The sequence below is a fragment of the Nostoc sp. NMS9 genome (assembly GCF_017114995.1).
Lineage (GTDB): Bacteria > Cyanobacteriota > Cyanobacteriia > Cyanobacteriales > Nostocaceae > Nostoc.
Genome location: NZ_JABXKL010000014.1, coordinates 57981 through 80313, shown reverse-complemented (window position 1 = coordinate 80313; position 22333 = coordinate 57981). Strand labels below are relative to the sequence as shown.

The window sequence follows — 22333 nt, the reverse complement described above, 5'->3', positions numbered from 1 at the left end:
TTTAGATACCTAATAGTTCTTTTACTGATTCAATCACATAATCTATATCTTCAATTTCATATCTATGATCTATTGGAAGTGCAATTAATTTTTGTGTTAAATATTGTTCAAAATAAAATCCTTCTAATCCTCTCTGTATTGTATCTTTCCATAATATTGGAATAAAAATATTTTGCTCATATAATAGATTTCTATCTATTATATTTTTGACAAGAAGAGGATAATAGTAAGGAATATCATTAGTTGCTAAAGGCAAATTAAATTGATTAATTTCTTCAAAGATGGAATGATAATAATTGAAATGATACCGACGCTTTTGAGCAATATTTAGGTAATCAATATTAGCTAGTAAATATTCAGAAACTATTGATATCTTTTTAATTTCATCATTCAATCCTTTCTCGTATTCTATAAATTCTTGATATGCTTGTTTCTGCTTTCCTAATAAACGATTAAATAAATAACTACAACTCAAATCAGTATTCCTTTGATAGTCAACAGCAATATCATAAGGAGTATAAAGATATGCTCCATCCGGTACGCCAAAAAACTTTCTAGCAGAATTAAAAGACCAAGTTTTACTATTTTCCCGATCAAAGAATGCTTGAGTATTATCAATAATAATTTGATCGCTATACTGATTGATTAAGGATTCAATAAATTTGCTCTTTATTCCAAAATAATTGATATAAAGAAAATACTCGTTTTCTTTTAATTCAAAATCTTCAGTAGGTTCTAAACTTATATTGATTGAGTAAAAGCTATAAGGAATTTGGTTGTTTTTAATTGGCTCCAACAATGCATCGCAGGTGTAAAAAGGTATCCATATTTTCTGGGCATTAATGTGTTCAAGTATGAGATTTAGGCAAGCTCTTCCATTACTAAGAGCAATTGCATTAGAATGATAGCTGTAATCTTTATTTTGAATTTCTAACTCAAAAAAACCTCCAATTGCTTTTACTCTAGTTTTCATATCAATTTTTAAAACCTCACATAAATTTATGTTTATCTAAATAGTTATGAATCTGATTATTGCTTTTAAATAAAATATCTATTATAATTACTTCTCTTTTTTATGTCTAATCAATAAATTGTCATTTTATTTAGATTAAATCATATTCATTTAACATTTTTTGAATTTTTTCTTTATCATTAAACATTAAAACATCAATGATTGAAAGCCAAGGAATAAACTGATTATCAAATTGATTATATTCGACAAATCTTGGTTGAAGGAAGGACAACTTTATATTATTTTTTTGAAAAACCTCTCTTGAATATAATTTTTCTCCTCCAATTGAATTTATGTAATGGTCAGACCCTAGACAAGTGTTTATACTTATAACGCGTTGTTCTCCTTTTAAAGTATTGTCTTTATTCAGTTCTGAAGAAAAATAAAATTGTGTACCTATATCTAAATAATTACATATGAGCTTTAGGCTATGTGTTATCATCTGTGAAATATTAATTGTATCTACGTATAAAATACAATTTAATAACTTTTTAATGTTTGAGTAATAAGGCGCTTTTCTATAAGATAACTCTACTATGTTTAATAATTTTTTTCTTTCTCGATCAAAATTTTCTGTAAAAAATCTCTGATTGATGTTTAAAAAAGCAGAATCATTTTTTATGCTTAATGTAAAGAGGTAAGCTTCTCTATTTAATAGAATTCGGTTTCTATTTATCCAACCTCCTTTTATGTACTGTACATCATCATGTATTACAAATTTGTCTGCCATATTTATAAGCTGAAAATACCCAATATAGGGAAATAAGTATGGCTGCATTATAGTCATCTTCATAAATAGCCCTTTGTTTAAACCAGTGAACGATAAAAAATATACGTTGTTGATAAAAATATTTAAACTAGTCGCTGAAAGTTTGAAATTTCGTAGATGATTACACTAAATAGTACTGCTACTATGCAGCGCAGAAAATAACACTGACGAAGATTATTACTGCACTATCTGAAGTATAATCTTGTTTCTCTATCGGTCTAAAATATACCTTAATTCAGCAATATCTTATTTTTGGATCAGACCTTTTTTGCAAACTAGAAAAATGCTAGCACAGAGATCCGGGTATTGCATTCCTAATTTATAGCAAGCTTCTAGATATGAGTCTGAAATTATGTCAGTACTTAATAATTTATCAAATTGAAAATTGGCTAATGCTTTGAAAAATATACCGCCTCGATGAACAATATTGAGACCAGCATCAATAGTATCTTTTTCTAAGCTATCAAAAGCGTAAGTTTTTCTATGTCCATGAGCAAACTCTGCCTCAGTAACTGCCGTATTGTGAGAAATAAGACCCATCTTAACGGCAATTTGCCGAGATGGAGCATTTGCATTGGGGACAGCTAAGAAAAGCAGTCCCTGATCTGATAACCAGGAATTAATTTTACGTAGAATGAATACAGGATCATCTAAATGTTCAAGGGTATGAATTAGAAAAATAGCATCGTACTTGTCTTGCAATTCTAGTGTTTCAAAGACTGAGTTAATGAATTTAATTTTATATCCCACACGATTTCTTACATATTCTACTAAAGTGTCAGCAGCCTCAACAACGGTGATATCTGTGAAGTGCTCGATCAGCATCTCAGTAAATTCTCCTTGAAAGCAACCTAACTCTAATGCCTTACCCGATGACAAAAATGGTAGAAAAGAACGCAGCATATAGCGTCTTAGAAGTTTGTCAAAGCTATACTCATATTTTTTGTCAGGGTCATTAGTATTAAAGGTTGAATATTCTTTATTGTAATCTCTCATAGTAAGTCTCTCTTTCTATGGGTTATGATGCATTAATAAATTAACCTTGTCCTGGTTTGTAAAATCTCTTTTCTGGAGGTTGATACCATTCTTCCAAATTTGTTGGAACTAGAGCATTGTATCCAAGGATTTGCTTCATTTCTTCCGATAAACTGGTTGCATAGTCATATCCAAAGTATCGAGGTAAATCCAACTGTTGCTTGACAAAAGGCTTAGTGAAACAGAGTGTAAGAGCGCGTCTAGGCTCATCCGTCTGATTGCTTCCTGCCGCGTGCCAAAGGTTAGCATCAAAAAGAATGATGCTACCACTTTTTCCAACAGCGCGAGTGGAATTTTCGTAGAATAATTTTTCAGATGGGCGATCTGCTAGATAATGTCCTCCATTCATGAAGTAAGTTGCACCATTTTCTAGCGTGAAATCATCTAGCATGACAATCATTTGAAGCATCAGTTTTAGGTTGCCTGTGAAACTGCGAACATCTCGATGAATATTTAAAAGATAAGAAGGATGATTCTTAAGATTATTTACACCACCAAAGATATTCAAAATATAGTTGCCACAAAAGTAACTTGTTATTGCTTCTTTCAAATACATTCTTTCTAGAAATTCCATAAAGCTGTCACCCAATCCCAATAGGTGATTAATCGTCCCATCAGTATTTTGTGATACATCATTCTTGATTTGAATATGACGCGCTATTGTATTTGCTTTATCGAGGTCTAACTTCAACTTTTCAACTAATTGATTATCAACAATATTTTCAAATAACAACCATCCTTGTTTTTCAAGCTCTTTTCCTACTAGTACAGATGAAGAAAGATAAGTTTCATTATTAGGATACTCACTTTGAGAGTAGGAAGACATATCATACTACCTTTAGACGTTGACCAATGCGCCCCATTTTTATTGAGCGGAGACGTTCTTACCCTCTTGCTTCTTAATCTGCTCTAATACAACTTTGTAATCTTGTCGCTCAGGGTGCAACTTCACCAGCTTTTCCAAAAGTTTCATCGCACCTTTAGCATCCTTCAATTGCAACCGCAGCACAGACAGTTTCTCTAAAGCAAGTTGGTTTTCTGGTTCCCGTTGTAAAACCAACTCGTAGCCCTGTGCCTGTTGCTGTAATCCTGACTCAGGAGAAGCAGACGCAGTTGCTGGCTTAGGTTGAGTAGCCTGTTGGATTGCTGGAATAACTGCAAATACCGTAGAACCAAAAAACGAGAACATCGACACTATCGTGACAATCTTTTGTCGCCGCTGAATCTGCTTTTTGCGGGTAATTAAGTATTCTGCCTCCGAACTAGCCATGCCTCACATACTTGCTGCGGTAAATACTTAGGTATCAGCAAGCCTCCCGTTCTGAGGATACCCATCTGCTCAACAGAAACTAACATCCTCGCTAAAAATTTTTTACACAAACTTCAAATGCTGACTCTGGAGACAAGGGAACTTTATGCTAAACCCATGCTGTACCAACAATTTTGCCATGCGTAGTTTACTCGCTCCTACTACCTCAAAGCAAAACCCCACCCTGTTACCTAACAGGTCTTATTCTCTGAGCAAAACATAAAAAATATATAAAGATTTGCAATTATTTTGCCTAAAGCCAGATGTTTGCGATATTCTAAATAACATTTAAATCAACAGAAAGAGTAGACATTTCTACTCAATAGCAAATTTCCCTGTCAGTCAAAAACTTTCAAACTAGTCCGTATCCTATAGCTTCTTCAACAAGCAAGCATATTTTTCCTAATTTAAACAAACAGAATTTTCCCAGTAGTCCTCAGTCACACTACTTAGTGGAACTTCCCTGAGGACTAATTATTCTGCTCGGCGTCCACAATAGATATCTTACGAAAGGTAGTGTTGCACTCTTGCGGAAAAAAGGTAGAGGTAAAGAGGAAAAACAAAAGGGCAAAGGTTAAAGGAAAAAGGGTAAACATAAACATCCCTTACCCTTTCTCCCAAAACTTTTGTCTGGCTTCTGCAAAAAGTTTCAGGACTGCTTGGTAAAATTGAGATTTTCTGGTGGTAATTACCGTACAAAACCGAATTTACCAGTAACTTAGTAGAGTTTGTTATGGTATAGTTAAAAAGTTAAGACTAGCTTTACCAAATAACACCACTCTACGGGCCGGCAACAATTGCAGAATGGGAAGCAGTTTTAATTAAGCATTTACCCACAAAATCAGAATTCAATCGAGGTTATGACTCAGCAAGTGATTCACCCAATGGTGAAATTGCAGCGCAACGTGCAATCACTCATAGAATCGAATATTATCAAGCCAAGCGATAGCATCTGGAAAATCGCTTTGCTATATGGTAATGAATGGCAGCACTGGAAACAAGAACTGCTTGACTTTGGCTTTAGTATGCAAGACCCAGTTAGTGAATTGCTAGCTGTAGAAACTTGGGATGAGGAATAGGGAATAGGAATTTTTAATATTCGCCACTCCCTAGACGCGATTAATCGCATCTCTAGCCACTCCCGACTCTCTAAACTTTACAGGCAGCTAAGGCCGCAGCCAATTCCTTTGCATTTTGATAGCGATCGCGTGGCAATGGTTCTGTAACGCGATCAATCACATCTCTTAACTGGGAACTAATGGTGGGAACTTTTGCCACATCAAACCTGAAGTTTCGCCCTCGTTGGCGGTAATACTTGAAAGGGTTTTCGCCTGTGAGCAGAAAAATCAGCGTTGGTCCAATTGCATACAAATCAGATTGAGTCAAAGGTTGTCCTCGTTCTTGTTCAGGAGAGCAGTAACCTTCTGCACCAATTCGAGTACCAGGCGCTGTGCCAATTTCCTTAACTGCGCCAAAATCTAGCACCACTATGCGATTTCCTGAACTTCGCACCATTAAATTGGCGGGTTTAATATCGCGGTGAATCAGTGGAGGCTCTTGGCTATGAAGATAGTCTAAAATATCGCAGGTTTGGATCATCCAAGCGATCGCTTGGTTCGGTGTTACTGGGCCGGTGGTATAGACACGTTTCTCCAAATCTTGTCCGTGGATTAGTTCCATTGCCAAGTATTTTTTTCCTGCTTCTACAAAGAAGTCATAATACTTGGGAATTCCAGGATGGTTAAGAGATTTGAGAGTGTGCGCCTCTCGCTCAAATAACTCTTGAGCTTTGACAATTTTCACCATATCAGCATTCATTTGCTTCAACACCAGCAGTTGTGGCATACCCGCAATCAGACCAGCCTCATCCCAAGCGAGATAGGTAGTACCCATACCTCCTTGTCCGAGAGTTCGCAACACCTGATAATGGCGAATTCTCTGTTGGACTGAGAGAGGTTGACCGCAGTGGATACAAAACAGATTGTTTGGGGAATTGCCTTCGTGCGTGCAAGTGGAAGATAAATTTGCCGGTTTTTTTGCTGAGTAAAGTGTCTCGGCAGCGTTTTCTTCTGTTCCTTGTATTTGTTGCGATCGCAAACCAGTTTCCAGTACTGTTACATCCTGAATTTGGAATTGCAGTATTGGGCCTCCCTGTGCCAATTGCAAAAGGGAATTATCTGGTAACGGACTCTGAATTACAAGGATACCGTTGAGAAAAGTCCCATTTGTACCCTGACTAATCAGCTGCCAAGCATCGCCATTGCTAGCGTCACCGACTTTTCTCAGTTCTAGATGATGCCGCGAAACTAAACTATCATTTAAAACAACGTGATTATCTGCCGCTCGACCAATCCGAATTATGGAGGAGTTTTCAAAGCACCACTGCTGAAGGGGAGTTTTCTGTTGCGGTTCTAACAGGGTCAGACTAACCACAATGTAACCTATAAGGTAAATGGATTAGGGAATTGGGAATGGGGCATTGGGCATTGGGCACAAGAGGCAGAGGTGCGGAGGGGCAGAGGGGAAAAACTTACTGCAATTTCTCCTCTGCTCCTTTGCTCCCCTGCTCCCCTGCTTCTTCCCCATGCCCCATTCCCAATTCCCCGTTTATGATTAACTTTCCAGATTTGGGCGTACTTTTGCCCGAATAAGTATACCAGTAATATTGTCGTGACCGTTGTATTGATTTGCCAAATCAATTAAATCTGTAACGCCCCGTTCTAAGTTAACGCCAGAACTAAGTAAGGGTTCTAAGTGAGTTTGCCAATGGGTTTCTAGTAAATCATTATCTGATAAACCGTCTGATGCCAACAGCAGAAGAGTATCTTCATTGATGTCGAAAAAGCCTACGTCGGGATTAATCGAGTTTTCATCACGAGGCCCCAAGGCTTGGGTAAGTTGGTAGGCATCTGGGCGGGCGTAAGCTATGCTTGCTTCCACTCCTCGGTTAATCTCTCGTTGCCCAACTTCGTGATCTACTGTGACTTGTTCTAGTCCCTGCTTACGCGTCAGCCGATAGAGACGGCTATCTCCCACATGAGCAACTGCTGCTTGAGTATCTTGAATTAAAAGCATTACTAAAGTTGTACCCATACGCCCAACTCCAGAACGGGCATCTTGTTGATTGAGCTTGTAAATCGCCTCATTAGCTAAATACACTGCCTCACGAATGCTATCTTCTGTTGGCAGCTGGTTGGCAATCCAGTGTTCTTGAAAGTATTGCCGTAGGGTGTTGACTGCTAACTCGCTGGCTATCTCGCCGCCAGCGTGTCCACCCATACCATCACAAAGAATATACAAACCATGCCCTTCTAAGACTCGACTTTTGGGGAACTCCAGTTTATGAATTTTGGTTTCAATGCCAAAGTAGTCTTCGTTATGATGACGTTGACGCCCCACATCTGTGCGTCCTGCATCTTCTAAGCTACTTAACTGCATCGCCAGCACAACAGTTGGCATATCATCAGTTTTGCTAATGATATCTTCTAACTCGTCTGATTGCGGGATGGTGGACACAGCAGTATTTTTCTCCTTTATTGGGGGCAAAGTTGCGGTTCCTAGTGCTTCCAGTTCAATAGAGATTTCCTCCAAACGCGATCGCAATTGGGCGATCGTCTGAATCTTACCTACCTCTAAATCCCCCAACATCTGGACTACGGAGCCAAATTGAGTCCGTTGCGACTGTCTAAATAGTGCTTGCCAAACCCTTCCCAAAGCTTGGATAGTTAACGGCTCTTCTGGAATGGCAGATGTTTGGCTTTGGGCATCTTCTAACAACTCCGTGGCGGGCTGAGAATTCGATGACTCCACATACAACCTTTGTAGTGCCAACGTTTGGTCTTCATCCAATCGCAAATTCGACAAATCTAAAAGGCTTTGACGACAATTTACTGGTTCCAATACTGCCCAAAGTTGGGTCATTTCATAACACCAGTGTAAAATTTTTAACGAACTGGTTGTTTCTTCTTGCCACAGGTCGAGTAAATGCTGCCAATCTGAGCGGTTTTCGATTATTAATACCTGTATATCACCTTGCTGCCATGCGTCGTGAATCGGCGGTATCCCCCGCTCACCTTGGGATTGTAAAGCAATATAAGCTTTAGCAAGGCGAGGAATTTCACTCGCTTCTGCTGATGGCGTTAGCAAATCTGATTCCTGACTTGCTAGTATGGCCTCAATGGGTGATATTTGATACGGCTGGCAGTCTAGAACTCTCACACCTACATCAGTAATAATGGCAGTTTCCGTCTGGGCAAGTGGCGTATCTATCAATTGATAGCGCTCTTGGGAGTCTAAATAGGAGCCTAATGTAATCTGATAACTAGGCGATACAGGAGATGAGGAGGGTATTGCTTGCTCATCTCCCTCACCTCCCTCACCTCTGACATCTCCTACATCCCCTTCTACTCTCAAAGCTTCCCCAGTCGTTTCTTTAGCAATAATTGCCCAAAACACTGTTCCACATTCTGTGTCACAGTTATGACAACGTAGTGCATTCACAGGTACATCATCGGTACTGCATTCAGGACAGACCTTGTGAGTCAGGGACGTGCCACAGTTTTGACAGAATTTATTGCTATTGGGGTTTTCAAATTTACACTGAGGGCAAATCAGCATAGTGGAAGTTCCTTTATTCCCGTTCGTTCCAAGGTGCTTCTAGCCACTAAGATCCAAGGTGCCACAATTGGCTGTCCCTGACTACAGTAGATTGTAGTTTATCAATGAATTTTGGTGGCAGTATTAATTGTGACGCATATTAGATAAATATTTCATATATTGGCACCTAATTCCTTAATAAATGGGGAATAGGGAATGGGGCATGGGGCATAGGGAATGGAGAAGATGACGGGGATGAGGAAGAAGCAAAGGAGCAGGGGAGATGAGGAGACAAGGGGGACAAGGGGGACAATGAGGACAATGAGGATAAGGAAGGGGTAATTATTGAACAAGTCTCTCCCTTATCTCCCCCCTCTTCCTTGTCTACCTTGTCTCTTTTCAATGCCCAATCCCCAATGCCCAATCCCCAATTGTCAAGAGTCTGGCAATTGTGGAGGTTCAACTTTAAACCATTTTTGATAAATTTGCTTGTAATTGCCATTGGATAACAAACTCGCTATACCTTTGTTAATTGCATCCAAATGGGGGGAATTCTTGGGCATAGCAATCCCGTAGTATTCTTCAGTGAGGAAATCCGCAACAACTCTGATGCCTTTGAGTTTGCCATTTTTAATCGCATACAAAGTTGCGAAAGCATCGCTAATCACAGCATCAACGTTGCCATTGAGTAAGTCTTGGAAAAACTCTGGCCCAGAATTAAAAGTACTAATTTTGGTGTTGGGGATGGTTTTGGCAAAATCTGCCCCAGTGGAACCAATTTGGACAGCAATTTTTTTGCCTTTGAGACTATTGAAGTCTTTAATATTTTGATTGTCTTCGCGGACAGCGATCGCAAGTCCGGCTTTAAAATAAGGTCGTGAAAAAGCAATTGTTTTCAGGCGTTCTGCGGTAATTGTGATTCCACTAATTGCTGCATCAACTCTTTTGGCTTGCAAGGTCGAGATTATGCCATCAAAGGGCAGACTTTCAAACTGGACTGCAAAACCTGCTACTTTAGCAATCGCATTCATCAAATCAATATCAAAGCCTTCCAAGTTACCGCTAGCTGTTTGGATTTCAAAAGGGACAAAGGTGGGGTCTGTGGCCACCTTGAGAGATTTAGCGTCTGGGTTATTGGGATATAAACTCTGACAGGCAATAATCAGTAGTAGGCAGCCTAAGCTTAGAATTAGCTGTTGCCACTTGAAGTTAATTAATTTCACTATAGTAATTTTGTTCTAGTAATCAAGATTTACGATACTTGTCATGATGTTATAAGAAAGAATACATACGTATGACTTTTCGCTAATTGCCTTTGTGTGTGTTCTATATTCTGACTCCCAATTTTGAATTGCTTATGGCTTATACCACTTCTGCTTACCAAATTGCTGATTTATTCGCCGAAAGAGCTAGAAATCTGACACCACCAACTTACGGCACTGAGTTAACCAAAATCATCAGCGTCAGCTTTGCCTATGGTCTAGCTGACCCAATTCTCTTTCCCCATGCTGACTTGTCTGCTGCAAGTGCTGCTGTACTGGCAGAAGAAGCTCCGATCGCTCTCAATTACGGGCCACCTTCAGCCCAACTTTATGAACAAATAATCCTCCGCTTGCAAGCTCAAGGAATCCCTGCCGATCGCGATCGCGTGATTATTGGCTACGGTTCCGGTCAGATTTTGGGCTTGCTACCAGATGTATTTATCGAACCTGGTGATATGGTAATTGTGGAAGGGCCAACCTTCTTGGGAGTAGTTAGTAGATTTGTCCAGGCTGGCGCACGCCTGATTACCATTCCTGTAGATGAGATGGGAATGGATGTAGATGCGTTAGAAGAAACTTTAAGCGACTTGAAAAAACGGGGTATTCGACCCAGGTTTATTTACACTATCCCTACTTTTCATAATCCCACAGGCACTACTATGCCGTTATCTCGCCGCCAAAAACTGGTAGCGTTAGCGGCTGAGTATGGCGTGTTGGTGGTAGAAGACGATGCCTACAGCGATTTGCGCTTCCAAGGCGAAGCTGTAACTCCCTTGGCAAGCCTAGACCAGGAGGGGTGGGTGTTATACGTGAATACCTTCTCGAAAATCATTGCGCCTGGTATCAGGCTAGGCTGGGCTTGTGGCAATCCAGCAATTATTGAGCGGTTGGCAATGTTCAAAAGTGAAGGGCCTGTGGGGCCATTTGTCAGCCATGTGGTTGGCCGCTACTGTGCTACAGGTAAACTAGATTATCATATTCAGGAGCTAATCGCCTGCTACAAGCATAAGTGTAATTTGTTGTTAGAAGCGATCGCTCACGAGTTTCCCAGTGATGTAGTTGCTTTGCGACCAGGTGGTGGCTTTTTCGTTTGGTGTAAATTGCCGCCAGACATCAGCGCCAAAGCACTCCTAACTGCTGCCAATGAACAAGGCATCAGCTTTCTGCCAGGAACTCGCTGCTACGCCAATGGACAGGGAGATGATGCCATCAGGTTAGCTTTTAGCTTTCAAACAACTAAGAAGATTGTCGAGGGAATCGCTACCTTGGGAGCAGTGCTACGTGGATGGCAGCGATGATCGTACCAATTTTAGATTTTGTGGAAAGTCCGATCTCAGGAAACCTCCGATCAGACTTTCCAACTTACGAGATGTAGCAACAAGGGACTTAACAATTTAACCCACACTTCGCAGGTAGGATTGCAAATGCTGTATTTTTGAAAATGACCTAAATGCTGCATTTTAGAAGCATGACAGCTTGCAGATTAGCAAAACGAGGCAGAAAAATTTCCAAGTATGTAACAAAAAGCTAAAGTAATTAACCCTCTTTAATCACTTTGAGAAAATAAAAATAAGAGCCTATTTTTAAACTGTAAATAAAGCGATAATTAAAACATTTATTTTCTAACAGAATCCTAAAATCAAGGTTTTTGGTAAAATTTTTATACTCAGAACTAGCCCTTTCAAGGTGACTCAGCATTTTTTTGGGAATTTATTTAACTGCATTAGTCGCAGATAACACAGAAGTTAAGAAGAATTATTGTCCAAAAATTTTACCTATCTTGAAAGGGCTAATTTTGAATCTTTAAAAAATTTGCTCCAAGCGCTGGAAATCACGCTGGACTTCATACCAGAGACTTTTATTATGTGGATCTGTTTTCAAGGCTTTTTTGAGATAAATTCTGGCTTTGAGTAGTTGTTTTTCGGAAATTAGCGCCCGTCCCCAAATTTGATAGGCGATCGCTAGCCATTGACGGACTTCTGCATCTGTTGACAAACGATCTGCTAAAGCTTCTGCCAGGGCGATCGCTTGCGGAAATCGTCTTTCTTGCAAAAATCGCTGCAATTGCTCATAAGTCTTCCACTTCAGCCGTTCTTCTATTTCCAACAGATTAGGCGGCTTTGGTTTCCCTGATTCTTGACTTGTCACCGTTGTTACTGGTGTTTTTTGCCTATGCGTTGCCTTAGCGTCATCACGCCCACCAGATGTTGACACCTGAGTTGAATGTGCCACAGTTTCCTCTGGCAGTACCACCGTCAGTAGGAGTTTGTACGCCTCTGTCAACGCAATAAACTTATCTTTGGCTTTGTTGTCATCTGGGTTGATATCGGGATGATATTGCTGCGCCAATCGCCGATAGGACGCTTTGATGTCAGCAAAAGAAGCTCCCGACCTTAAACCCAATAAACGGTAGCAATCTCCAAGATCCATCTTGAGCTATGAGCTATCGAATATGCAGCTATAGGCTATCAGCTATCTGCTTCACGCCTGAACTACTAATAATAAGGGCTAATTTGTGATTTTAAAGTTCAATGTTGACAGTTTGTTCATAAAAGGGCATTGGGCATTGGGCATTGGGCATTGGGCATTGGGCATTGGGCATTGGGCAATTAATTATTCTTCCCCTGCTCCCCCTGCTCCCTGCCCCTGTGCCCCCTACCTTCCTACTCCCCTGTTATTACCGAGGTTCGTTCTTCAATCACACGGTCAATTAAACCGTATTCTTTTGCTTCTTCGGCAGACATGAAAAAGTCACGATCCATATCTTTTTCGATCTTTTCTATGGTCTGACCAGTTTTATCAGCATAAATGCCATTGAGCTGGTGACGAATCCGCAGAATCTCTTTAGCTTCAATTTCGATATCGGTTGCTTGTCCACGGGTGCCACCTGAAGGCTGGTGAATCATAATCCGTGAATGAGGCAACGCTAGTCGTTTGCCTTTGGTGCCAGCTGCCAGCAGGAAAGACCCCATTGAAGCAGCTAAACCCACACAAATAGTCACTACATCTGATTTGATATGTTGCATGGTGTCAAAAATAGCCATGCCAGATGTAACCATTCCACCGGGGGAGTTGATGTATAAATAAATATCTTTACCTGGATCGTCTGAGTCCAGATACAGCATTACAGCGATAATTTGATTGGCAATTTCATCATCAATATCACGCCCCAAGAATATAATCCGTTCCCGGTAAAGGCGATCGTAGATGCTAATCCAATCTGTATATTGTCCACCGGGCATCCGGTAAGGAACTTTAGGAACGCCTATAGGCATAATTTACTCCGTTTTTAATAATTTGGGGGCGGTGGGAGAGTTAGGAATAACTCATAACTCCTGCACAGACGCGATTAATCCCGTCTCTACTCAGCACTCAGCACTCACTAAAGGACACTGGCAGGGAGTGGAGGATTTGCGAGTTCTTCTTTCTCAAAAACTCGGTCAATCAGCCCGTATTCCTTCGCTTCGTAAGGTGTCAGATACAACAGCCGATCCATGTCTTTAGTAATTTTTTCTGGAGCCTGTCCAGTGGTGCGATGTAAGATATCAACTAACGCCCCTTTGTTTACCAAAACTTCCCTGGCGCGAATTTGAATATCCGTTGCTTGACCTTGGGCGTAGCTCTTGGGCTGATGCAGGATAATCGAGGAGTGAGGCAAACTAGCGCGGCAACCTTTTGTACCAGCACTGAGAAGCATTGCTGCCATACCCATCGCGGAACCGACGCAGATGGTGTGGATAGGAGGCTTGATATATTTCATGGTGTCATAAATGGCGAAGGCTTCGGTTTCAAAGCCAATAGGTTCGCCACTGTAACCAGAAGTGCCGGTGGAGTTGATATAGATTTTAATCGGTTTTTCGGGGTCGTCGGATTGCAAAAACAGCAATTCGGCTACGATTAATTCCGTGACAGCAGGTACCAGTGGCATCCCAATATAGACAATTCGCTCCTTCAATAAGAGGGAAGGCAAATCTGGCGGTGGTGTCCGGTAAAAGTTATCGCCGTAATATGGGGCTTGAACAGCCTTGATTGGGGAAATGTCCATAGCAACTGATCGCCTGAAACTATGCCGTTAACTGTAATACATCCTAGCGCGATGCCAGCCTTCCTCAAGGTGCGGATTTCTCCCTAATGCTGAAGGTGGCTTCGCATCTGCCAATGCTTGGCTTCTAAGATATTCTGATTATATTAATGTATTTATGTTGGAGAGGTTTTCCGTAGAGCTAAAGTAGTGCTTTGAAGTTATTTTTTAGTATGTATATCCTGAATAGGGACTCTGAGTTATGAAGGTTAATTTGCAGCCTGCCTTGAATGATGGTAATTTGGACGCAAATCAACTGAACAGTCAACGTCAGTTGGGAATTTCGATTTCGGCGATCGCAGAGACTCAAGACCGCCATGTACCCTTGAATTTATGCTTAATTCTCGATCATAGTGGTTCGATGAACGGGCGATCGCTAGAAACGGTCAAAAAAGCGGCGAATCGTCTGGTAGATAGACTCAATCCTGGCGATCGCCTCAGTGTGGTAGTTTTCGATCACCGTGCCAAAGTCTTAGTACCCAGTCAAACTATCGAAAACCCAGAGAAAATCAAGCAGCAAATTAATCGCCTAGCCGCCGATGGTGGAACTGCGATTGATGAAGGACTGCGCTTGGGGATTGAGGAGTTGGCAAAGGGGAAAAAAGATACTGTTTCCCAAGCCTTTTTGTTAACCGACGGGGAAAATGAACACGGTGATAACAACCGTTGTTTGAAATTCGCCCAATTGGCTGCTAGCTATAATTTAACTTTAAATACTTTGGGATTTGGTGACAACTGGAACCAAGATGTTTTAGAAAAAATTGCTGATGCTGGCTTAGGTACTTTATCTTATATTCAAAAACCCGAACAGGCAGTGGAAGAGTTTAATCGCCTGTTCAGCCGTATTCAAACGGTGGGATTGACTAATGCTTATCTGTTATTCTCCCTGATGCCCAATGTCCGGCTAGCAGAACTTAAACCTGTGGCCCAAGTTTCCCCAGACACAATTGAGTTACCACTGCAACAAGAAGCTGATGGACGTTTCGCTGTGCGGTTGGGAGATTTAATGAAAGATGCAGAACGGGTAATCTTAGCTAATATTTATTTGGGACAATTGCCAACAGGTGAACAAGCGATCGCTAATGTGCAAGTCCGCTACGACGATCCAGCCGCTAACAAAGTAGGTTTAGTTACACCAAATATCCCAGTTTATGCCCATGTAGTCAAAAATTATCAAGCAGACCCGAATCCCCAGGTACAGCATTCTATTTTAGCATTAGCTAAGTATCGCCAAACCCAGCTAGCCGAAACGAAATTACAACAGGGCGATCGCACTGGTGCGGCGACAATGTTACAAACGGCTGCGAAAACTGCCTTGCAAATGGGAGATACTGGGGCAGCGACGGTGTTGCAAACTTCTGCCACCCAGCTACAATCTGGTGGAGATTTATCTGAAAGCGATCGCAAGAAAACCCGGATTGTCTCTAAAACAGTTTTGCAAGATACCCCTCCGCAATGAAAGTTAAATTGCTCTCGGCGTTAAATGATAATAATGTTGATGTGGCTCAAACAAGTAGCCAACGTCAACTAGCAATAACGATTTTTGCAATCGCTGGTGAGTCTGACCAAAATCTCCCCCTTAATCTCTGCTTGATTTTGGATAGAAGTGGTTCCATGCATGGACAACCAATAAAAACGGTGATCCAGGCAGTGGAAGGATTAATCGATCGGTTGAAAGTAGGCGATCGCATCTCAGTTGTAGCTTTTTCTGGTTCTGCGGAAGTCATTATCCCTAACCAAGCGATCGAAGACCCCGAAAGCATCAAATCTCAAATAAAAAGCAAACTGACTGCTAGCGGCGGTACTGCGATCGCTGATGGTTTGGAACTGGGAATTACAGAACTGATGAAGGGCACAAGAGGCGCTGTTTCCCAGGCGTTTCTGCTGACAGATGGGCATGGTGAAAGCGGTTTGCGAATTTGGAAGTGGGATATTGGGCGAGATGATAACAAACGCTGTCTTAAACTGGCACAAAAGGCTGCCAAGCTGAACCTAACTATCAACACTTTCGGATTTGGCAATAGCTGGAATCAGGATTTGCTAGAAAACATTGCCGATGTCGGTGGTGGGACTCTAGCGCATATTGAACGCCCTGAACAAGCTGTGGATCAATTTAGCCGGCTATTTGGACGGATTCAATCTATTGGGCTAACTAATGCCTACTTGCTGTTATCTCTAGTGCCCAATGTCCGACTAGCAGAATTGAAACCCATTGCCCAAGTTGCCCCAGACACAATCGAGTTACCAGTGAAACCCGAAGCTGATGGTAGCTTTGCTGTACGTTTGGGAGATTTGATGCAGGATGTAGAACGGGTAGTTTTGGCGAACATTTATCTGGGACAATTGCCAGAAGGGAAACAAGCGATCGCTCATCTACAAATTCGTTATGATGACCCGTTGGTTAACGAAGAAGGTTTACTTTCGCCCTTGATGCCAGTGTATGCAGATGTAGTGCGGGCGTATGAACCGACATCTAATCCACAGGTGCAACAATCTATTTTAGCATTAGCGAAGTATCGCCAAACTCAGTTAGCAGAGGCGAAATTGCAACAAGGCGATCGCACTGGTGCAGCAACGATGCTGCAAACGGCTGCTAAAACCGCTTTACAAATCGGAGATAAAGGGGCGGCGACAGTGTTGCAAACCTCAGCCACCCGCTTGCAAGCTGGGGAAGAACTTTCCGAAGCAGACCTGAAGAAAACTAGGATTGTATCAAAGACCGTTTTGCAGGAATAGTAAAAATTCAACGTTGCTGATTAACGGTATGAAAGTTTCGCGTCAAGACTGTCAGCAGTAATACTCAAACATAGCGATAATCAATTTAAGTATTCTTTGCTTTCAAGTTTACTGTATGAACAAGCTGCTCAAAAATCCGCTCTTTTTGTTCATTTTTGGCGCAACTGCCACAAGTTTAATCGGTTATTTAATTAATCAATTACCTTCAATTCCAGATTTCCCGCATAAAAATTTATTAATTATTGGTACTGTGATTATTGTGACGCTGTTGATTGCATGGGGAACATATCAACAGGCACAGCAGCAGCCAGAAGACGCACCAGAACAAATCGACCCGACCTTAAGACCGCGACTACTGGAAGCAAAAGAAACAAAGGTTAAAAAGCGATCGCAAGATTCTCTGCTTTTGTCACTGATGATTGAACTAGACGCACAAGAGCAACCGGAAAAAGTCGGACGAAACCCACTACAACCCTTGTATACAATCTCTGCAAATCAGAATACAAGTCCACCTCAGCAAATTAATCGCATGGTGGAAGTGTTGCAGCGAAAAGACATCGGTGGCAGGTTATTAATTTTAGGACAGCCGGGAGGCGGGAAAACTACGACACTACTAAATTTAGCAGAAGAATTATTGGAAACAGCAAAGCGAGATGATACAGCCCCAATGCCCTTTATATTTGAACTTTCGGCATGGCGAGATGATAGCGTCAACATTCTGGATTGGTTAATTATTCAACTCAAGGAGGAATATAATCTAACACCTGGTATCAGTCGGTTTTGGTTGGAACGGGGTGATATTTTGCCGTTGTTGGATGGGTTGGATGAGTTGGGGTTGCAACGACAGAAAAAATGCATCAAAGCAATTAATCAATATTTGGGTGAAGATGCAAAGCGAGATTTGGTTGTTTGCTGTCGGGAAGAGGAATATCATACAGGGGAAGAACAGCTTACACAGTTACATGGTGCGGTTTGTTTGCAGCAGTTGTCGGAAAGACAGATTCAAGATTATTTAAATCAGTTGAATAGACCTGATGTGTGGCAAGAAATTCAGAGAAACGCGGAATTTTTGGAATTAGCAAGGACACCATTATTACTCTCAATGATGGTGGTTGCATATCAAGGAAGGGCAATACAGACAAAGCAGGATTTATTTAATGCTTATATCGAGCGTAGGTTTAATTTGCTGCCTGTGGGGAAGGGAGAACCGCAGCGAAAGAAAAATATACATTTTTTAGCATTTTTAGCAAAGCGATTGCAAAAAACGCAGACGGAGTTTTTGATTGAGAATATGCAGCCATCTTGGTTGCAAAATCGTCAGCAAAAGTGGTTATATAAGCTGATTGTAGGGCTGATTGTAGGGCTAATTTTTGGGCTAATTTCTGGGCTAATTTCTGGGCTGAGTTTTACGGTGAATGATCAAGAGATTGGGCTGATTTTTGGGCTGATTTTTGGGCTGGTTTTTGGGCTGACTTCTGGGCTGACTTCTGGGCTGATTTTTGGGTTGATTTCTGTGCTGATTTTAGATATTTCTTCCATTGAACCAGTCGAAGAAATTCAATTGTCAGTTAAACGATTAAAAATTCATGTTTTTCTTAAAAATTTTACTTTAGGGCTAAAATTTTGGCTAAAATTTTGGCTAAAATTTTGGCTGATTTATGGGCTGATTTTAGCGCCGATTTATGCGCTGATTCTAGTGCCGAATTCTGGGTTGATTTCTAGGCTGATTTATGCGCTGATTCTAGTGCTGATTTCTTCTGGGCTGTATGGACTAATTTTTGCGCTGATTTTTGCGCTAATTGGAGCGTTATTTAAGGGACTAAAGTCAGATTTAAAAACTAAATTTAAACCCAACCAAGGTATTAGGGCATCATTCACGAACACGCTTTTCATCACAGTTTTTATCACAATTATATTTAGTATTCTTCGTATTCTCATCTTTTGGTTAAACCAAAAGTTGTCTATACCTCGTGAGAATACTTTAATTTTGAATATTATCCAAGCTACTACTTTTTTACTTACATTATTCTACGGTGGAGGATTCGCCTGCATACAGCACGTTTCCCTACGTTTGGTACTTTGGTGCAGTGGCTACATACCTTGGAACTATGCCCAATTTCTCAACCGTGCAGCACAACGTCGCTTAATTCAACAAGTCGGTGGCCGTTATCGGTTTATCCACCGTTTGCTACTCGACCACTTCGCCAATATGCGTCTGTTGTAGTTTGAGTAATGTGTTCAGCCTTAGTTTGCAATGTTTGGTTCATGGCTTTAAAACCTTGGCGAACTTTAATATTTAACCAACGAGCCAGCAAAGTTAACAGTCAGCCATTGAAAGATTCTTATTGAATGAAGCGATGGCTACGCCCGTCGCAGGCATCGCAAGCTAACGGCTCAACGATATACCAAAATGAATGCGGAAATTACTTAAATAAACAAGCAAACTGGGGTTTGAGAAAGTAAGAGCTTCTTTTACTTGCGGAAAACACCAAAATGAGAAAGCAAACTGGGGTTTGAGAAAGTAAAAGCTTCTTTTGCTTGCGGAAAACACCAAAATGAGAAAGCAAACTGGGGTTTGAGAAAGCAAAATGTCATTTTGAGTAAGCAATATGCCTTTTTGCTTATTGAATATAAAGTTTTGAGAAAGCAATAAGCCTTTTTGCTGATTAAATATAAATTTTAGTTAAATATGCGAAAAGTTAGACATCAGGTAACAGATGATTTCTGCATCTTCAGCTTCAGACATCGCAATTTCACCCACGTCAATACGAAAATCATCGTCCTATATTTCTTAATACCAAAATGTAGCAGTTCTGATCTGATCTACAGTAATAAATATTGCTCTACGTAAATCAGCGTCTTTAAGGTTGATGGCATCAAGGTTTGTATTTTCCAGATTAGCACTTTGCTAAAGCCCTTATCTTGCAAAGACTAGCAAAACTCTGCTAAAAGTGCTACAGGTAAATGGTTGTTAGCTTGAGAAGTACACATGAAAACCACTGGCATTCATCATGTAGCGATTATTTGTTCTGACTACGATCGCTCAAAAAAATTCTATGTAGAAGTTTTAGGCTTTTCGATTATTCAAGAGACTTTTCGCGCCGCCAGAAATTCTTATAAATTAGATTTAAAAGTTGCAGAAAATACTCAAATCGAACTATTCTCTTTTCCCAATCCTCCAGAACGGCCTAGTAAACCAGAGTCTTGTGGTTTAAGACATCTTGCTTTTCAAGTTGATGATGTAGAAGAAACTGTTTTTTATTTAAAATCAAAAGGTTTAGAGGTAGAAAATATCAGAGTTGATGAAATTACAGGTAAGAAATATACTTTCTTTAAAGACCCAGACAATTTACCATTAGAAATTTATGAGCGTTAAAATTACTGCTGACAGACAAACTTCTTATCACTATAAATCAATACGGTTTAGTTAATGTTAAAACTTTTTTAAAAGTTATTTTTTTAACGAAAATGTGAGGTTTTTTGTAGATATCTATGTCATAAAAGTCAATTTTTTGAAAGTAAATTGTTTTGATTCTAAGTCAACTTTACCGCATAAAATTTATCTCATTGTTTGGGGGACAGTAAATACTTCTACCAAAAGAATAGCCAGTTTCAGCATCCGTTACTTCCACAAATTTAGCATTATCAGTACAGACACTTCTACCTCTAGACATTCTCAACTCACCTTGAACAAAACCAGTCACTATCCACACCATTCGGTTGTTAGAAATCGATGATTTATATAGCCCTGTTTTAGCTGCAAATTCCTCGTATGTTGTAAGTTTTGCTTCTGTGATTTGCATCTTGCTAGACTTTTTTATAACACTTTCAATCGTAATCAAGCAGCTTGCTGGTAAGCTATTATTTGCAGGATATATTCGTACTCTTGAGTTGAATGGTATTGGTTGATTGACTTGCCTTTTTATCTGTACTGGTTTAGCTGTGACTGTCTGGACTAGCAATAAAGTACTGATGCTAGCAAATATAAAAGCAGATAATGAAGTTATTGTAAAAATATTAACCATCACAAAGAGAAGGCAGAAGGAAAGAAATATGAATGACAACTAAGAGATGCTATCGAGGGTCATTATTAATTACGAATTATTTTAAGCGATCGCCTCCGTGAGTGTTTGCATCATCGTGCCAGAAACTCTATTCTGTCAGAGCATCAAGTTTAGCCAGTATTCTTAAGCCTTCTTCTGGGTTGCTAGTTGCGGCCATTGCTTTAAATCTGGTATATTTCCAGTCAAAAAACTCAAAAGCGATCGCTCAGAGATAAATATCTGCAATCTCAGGCTAAAGAACCCAGGATAATGAATCATAATTAATCTCTATAGCTTTGAGTTATCAGCTATCAGCCACCAGTTATCAGCCGGAAGCTGAGATGCCGAATAATCAAGGCTTTTGATTCAACTTAACGAATTGACTATGAATTCTGAACAAATCAAAAATTCTCTAAATATTTCGCCAGCGATACGTGTGGGAGTACTGGGTTTCGGCGGACTCGGACAAGCAGCCGCTAAGGTAGTTGCTGGTAAACAAGAAATGATTTTAGTCGCAGCAGCAGATCAAAAAGGCTACGTTTATGCTACCGAGGGTTTAAATACTGAAAAATCCATTGCAACCTATCAGTCCCAAGGTTCGGTGGGTTATTTAGAGCCAATTGGTACATTAACAAATCAAAGTATTCAGGATTTAATCGAAATAGCTGAAGTAGATGGGTATTTTTTGGCTTTACCTAACCTACCTAATGACTTTATTCCCACTGTCGCCAAGGAATTTATCAAATCTGGTTGGCGTGGGGTACTAGTAGATGCGATTAAACGCACCACTGCTGTAGAACAACTCCTAGCGATGAAGGAGGAACTGCAAGCGGCCGGGATTACCTACATGACAGGATGTGGTGCTACCCCTGGACTATTAACAGCAGCAGCAGCTTTAGCCGCCCAAAGCTATGCCGAAATTCATCAAGTTGAAATTACCTTTGGGGTGGGAATTGCTAACTGGGAAGCTTACCGCGCCACTGTTAGGGAGGACATCGGCCACATGCCTGGTTATACAGTGGAAACTGCGAGGGCGATGACTGACGCACAAGTAGAAGCACTACTAGATAAAACTAATGGCGTGCTGACCTTGACAAATATGGAACACGCTGATGATGTGATGTTAGAAGTAGCAGGGATAGTAGGGCGCGATCGCGTTACAGTTGGTGGTGTAGTAGATACCCGTAATCCCAAAAAGCCCCTCAGCACTAATGTTAAGGTAACAGGACGTACCTTTGAAGGGAAGATTTCTACCCACACCTTTACTCTGGGAGATGAAACCAGCATGGCAGCAAATGTCTGCGGCCCTGCTTTCGGCTATCTCAAAGCTGGTAGACAATTACACCAACGCGGCATCTATGGAATATTCACCGCTGCCGAAATTATGCCCCAATTTGTTAGGTAAATAGGGCATGGGGCATGGGGAAGAAGCAGGGGAGCAGAGGAGCAGAGGAGAAGTTGCAGTAAGTTTTTCCCCTCTGCCCCTCTGC

21 protein-coding genes are annotated in these 22333 nt (G+C 40.8%); 7 read left to right on the top strand and 14 right to left on the bottom strand.

Annotated elements, in window-relative coordinates:
• Position 1 precedes the first annotated feature (1 nt).
• From HWQ40_RS05140 to HWQ40_RS05120, 5 genes are all read right to left on the bottom strand, one after another.
• A complete protein-coding gene (locus HWQ40_RS05140) occupies positions 2-973 on the bottom strand; it encodes a hypothetical protein (protein ID WP_292775362.1) in 972 nt (323 codons plus the stop codon).
• A 130-nt stretch (positions 974-1103) separates the two neighbouring features.
• Positions 1104-1790, bottom strand: coding sequence for a WbqC family protein (locus HWQ40_RS05135; RefSeq protein ID WP_292775360.1), 687 nt, complete (start codon positions 1788-1790; stop codon positions 1104-1106).
• Positions 1791-2027: 237 nt separating this feature from the next.
• Positions 2028-2777 carry a class I SAM-dependent methyltransferase gene (locus tag HWQ40_RS05130; RefSeq protein WP_292775359.1) on the bottom strand — a complete coding sequence of 250 codons (750 nt, stop codon included), beginning with the start codon at positions 2775-2777 and terminating at the stop codon, positions 2028-2030.
• 40 nt (positions 2778-2817) lie between these two features.
• The gene (locus HWQ40_RS05125) at positions 2818-3642 is read right to left on the bottom strand and encodes a phytanoyl-CoA dioxygenase family protein (protein WP_292775358.1); all 825 of its coding nucleotides are present in this window, start codon (positions 3640-3642) and stop codon (positions 2818-2820) included.
• 39 nt (positions 3643-3681) lie between these two features.
• A complete protein-coding gene (locus tag HWQ40_RS05120) occupies positions 3682-4086 on the bottom strand; it encodes a tetratricopeptide repeat protein (protein ID WP_292775357.1) in 405 nt (134 codons plus the stop codon).
• An 899-nt stretch (positions 4087-4985) separates the two neighbouring features.
• On the opposite strand from HWQ40_RS05120, the gene HWQ40_RS05115 reads away from it, so the two are divergent.
• Positions 4986-5204 carry a DUF4327 family protein gene (locus HWQ40_RS05115; protein WP_012407469.1) on the top strand — a complete coding sequence of 73 codons (219 nt, stop codon included), beginning with the start codon at positions 4986-4988 and terminating at the stop codon, positions 5202-5204.
• A gap of 70 nt (positions 5205-5274) precedes the next feature.
• On the opposite strand, the gene HWQ40_RS05110 is transcribed toward HWQ40_RS05115, so the two are convergent.
• From HWQ40_RS05110 to HWQ40_RS05100, 3 genes are all read right to left on the bottom strand, one after another.
• Positions 5275-6558, bottom strand: coding sequence for a protein kinase (locus HWQ40_RS05110; protein ID WP_292775356.1), 1284 nt, complete (start codon positions 6556-6558; stop codon positions 5275-5277).
• A gap of 180 nt (positions 6559-6738) precedes the next feature.
• A complete protein-coding gene (locus HWQ40_RS05105; protein ID WP_292775355.1) occupies positions 6739-8742 on the bottom strand; it encodes a serine/threonine phosphatase in 2004 nt (667 codons plus the stop codon).
• A 413-nt stretch (positions 8743-9155) separates the two neighbouring features.
• Entirely contained in the window at positions 9156-9944 is a 789-nt protein-coding gene (locus tag HWQ40_RS05100; RefSeq protein WP_292775353.1) for a basic amino acid ABC transporter substrate-binding protein, read from the bottom strand.
• A 134-nt stretch (positions 9945-10078) separates the two neighbouring features.
• Between HWQ40_RS05100 and HWQ40_RS05095 the strand changes: the two genes are divergently transcribed.
• Positions 10079-11281, top strand: coding sequence for a PLP-dependent aminotransferase family protein (locus HWQ40_RS05095; protein WP_292775351.1), 1203 nt, complete (start codon positions 10079-10081; stop codon positions 11279-11281).
• Positions 11282-11786: 505 nt separating this feature from the next.
• Here the strand turns inward: HWQ40_RS05095 and HWQ40_RS05090 are convergent.
• The 3 genes from HWQ40_RS05090 to HWQ40_RS05080 all read right to left on the bottom strand — a co-directional run bounded on the left by HWQ40_RS05090 (position 11787) and on the right by HWQ40_RS05080 (position 14028).
• Positions 11787-12413: a J domain-containing protein gene (locus HWQ40_RS05090; RefSeq protein WP_292775350.1), complete on the bottom strand. Its 627-nt coding sequence runs from the start codon at positions 12411-12413 to the stop codon at positions 11787-11789.
• A 233-nt stretch (positions 12414-12646) separates the two neighbouring features.
• Positions 12647-13258 carry an ATP-dependent Clp protease proteolytic subunit gene (locus tag HWQ40_RS05085; RefSeq protein ID WP_292775349.1) on the bottom strand — a complete coding sequence of 204 codons (612 nt, stop codon included), beginning with the start codon at positions 13256-13258 and terminating at the stop codon, positions 12647-12649.
• Between the two features lie 107 nt (positions 13259-13365).
• The gene (locus HWQ40_RS05080) at positions 13366-14028 is read right to left on the bottom strand and encodes an ATP-dependent Clp protease proteolytic subunit (RefSeq protein WP_179067383.1); all 663 of its coding nucleotides are present in this window, start codon (positions 14026-14028) and stop codon (positions 13366-13368) included.
• Positions 14029-14266: 238 nt separating this feature from the next.
• On the opposite strand from HWQ40_RS05080, the gene HWQ40_RS05075 reads away from it, so the two are divergent.
• From HWQ40_RS05075 to HWQ40_RS05065, 3 genes are all read left to right on the top strand, one after another.
• A complete protein-coding gene (locus tag HWQ40_RS05075) occupies positions 14267-15523 on the top strand; it encodes a VWA domain-containing protein (protein WP_292775347.1) in 1257 nt (418 codons plus the stop codon).
• A complete protein-coding gene (locus HWQ40_RS05070; RefSeq protein WP_292775345.1) occupies positions 15520-16800 on the top strand; it encodes a VWA domain-containing protein in 1281 nt (426 codons plus the stop codon). The genes HWQ40_RS05075 and HWQ40_RS05070 overlap by 4 nt, the downstream gene beginning before the upstream one ends.
• Positions 16801-16915: 115 nt before the next feature.
• Positions 16916-19024: an NACHT domain-containing protein gene (locus HWQ40_RS05065; protein WP_292775344.1), complete on the top strand. Its 2109-nt coding sequence runs from the start codon at positions 16916-16918 to the stop codon at positions 19022-19024.
• A 567-nt stretch (positions 19025-19591) separates the two neighbouring features.
• On the opposite strand, the gene HWQ40_RS35560 is transcribed toward HWQ40_RS05065, so the two are convergent.
• Positions 19592-19696 (bottom strand): hypothetical protein, encoded by a 105-nt coding sequence (locus HWQ40_RS35560; protein ID WP_366933913.1) that lies wholly within the window; start codon positions 19694-19696, stop codon positions 19592-19594.
• Positions 19697-19789: 93 nt separating this feature from the next.
• Between HWQ40_RS35560 and HWQ40_RS05060 the strand changes: the two genes are divergently transcribed.
• Complete coding sequence (locus tag HWQ40_RS05060; RefSeq protein WP_292775343.1) at positions 19790-20176, top strand: VOC family protein; 387 nt, start codon at positions 19790-19792, stop codon at positions 20174-20176.
• A 169-nt stretch (positions 20177-20345) separates the two neighbouring features.
• On the opposite strand, the gene HWQ40_RS05055 is transcribed toward HWQ40_RS05060, so the two are convergent.
• Complete coding sequence (locus tag HWQ40_RS05055; RefSeq protein ID WP_292775342.1) at positions 20346-20603, bottom strand: hypothetical protein; 258 nt, start codon at positions 20601-20603, stop codon at positions 20346-20348.
• A gap of 384 nt (positions 20604-20987) precedes the next feature.
• A complete protein-coding gene (locus tag HWQ40_RS05050) occupies positions 20988-21122 on the bottom strand; it encodes a hypothetical protein (protein WP_292775340.1) in 135 nt (44 codons plus the stop codon).
• Positions 21123-21228: 106 nt separating this feature from the next.
• On the opposite strand from HWQ40_RS05050, the gene HWQ40_RS05045 reads away from it, so the two are divergent.
• Positions 21229-22248, top strand: a complete 1020-nt coding sequence (locus HWQ40_RS05045) for a saccharopine dehydrogenase-like oxidoreductase (protein WP_292775339.1) — start codon at positions 21229-21231, stop codon at positions 22246-22248.
• The last annotated feature ends 85 nt before the right edge of the window (positions 22249-22333 follow it).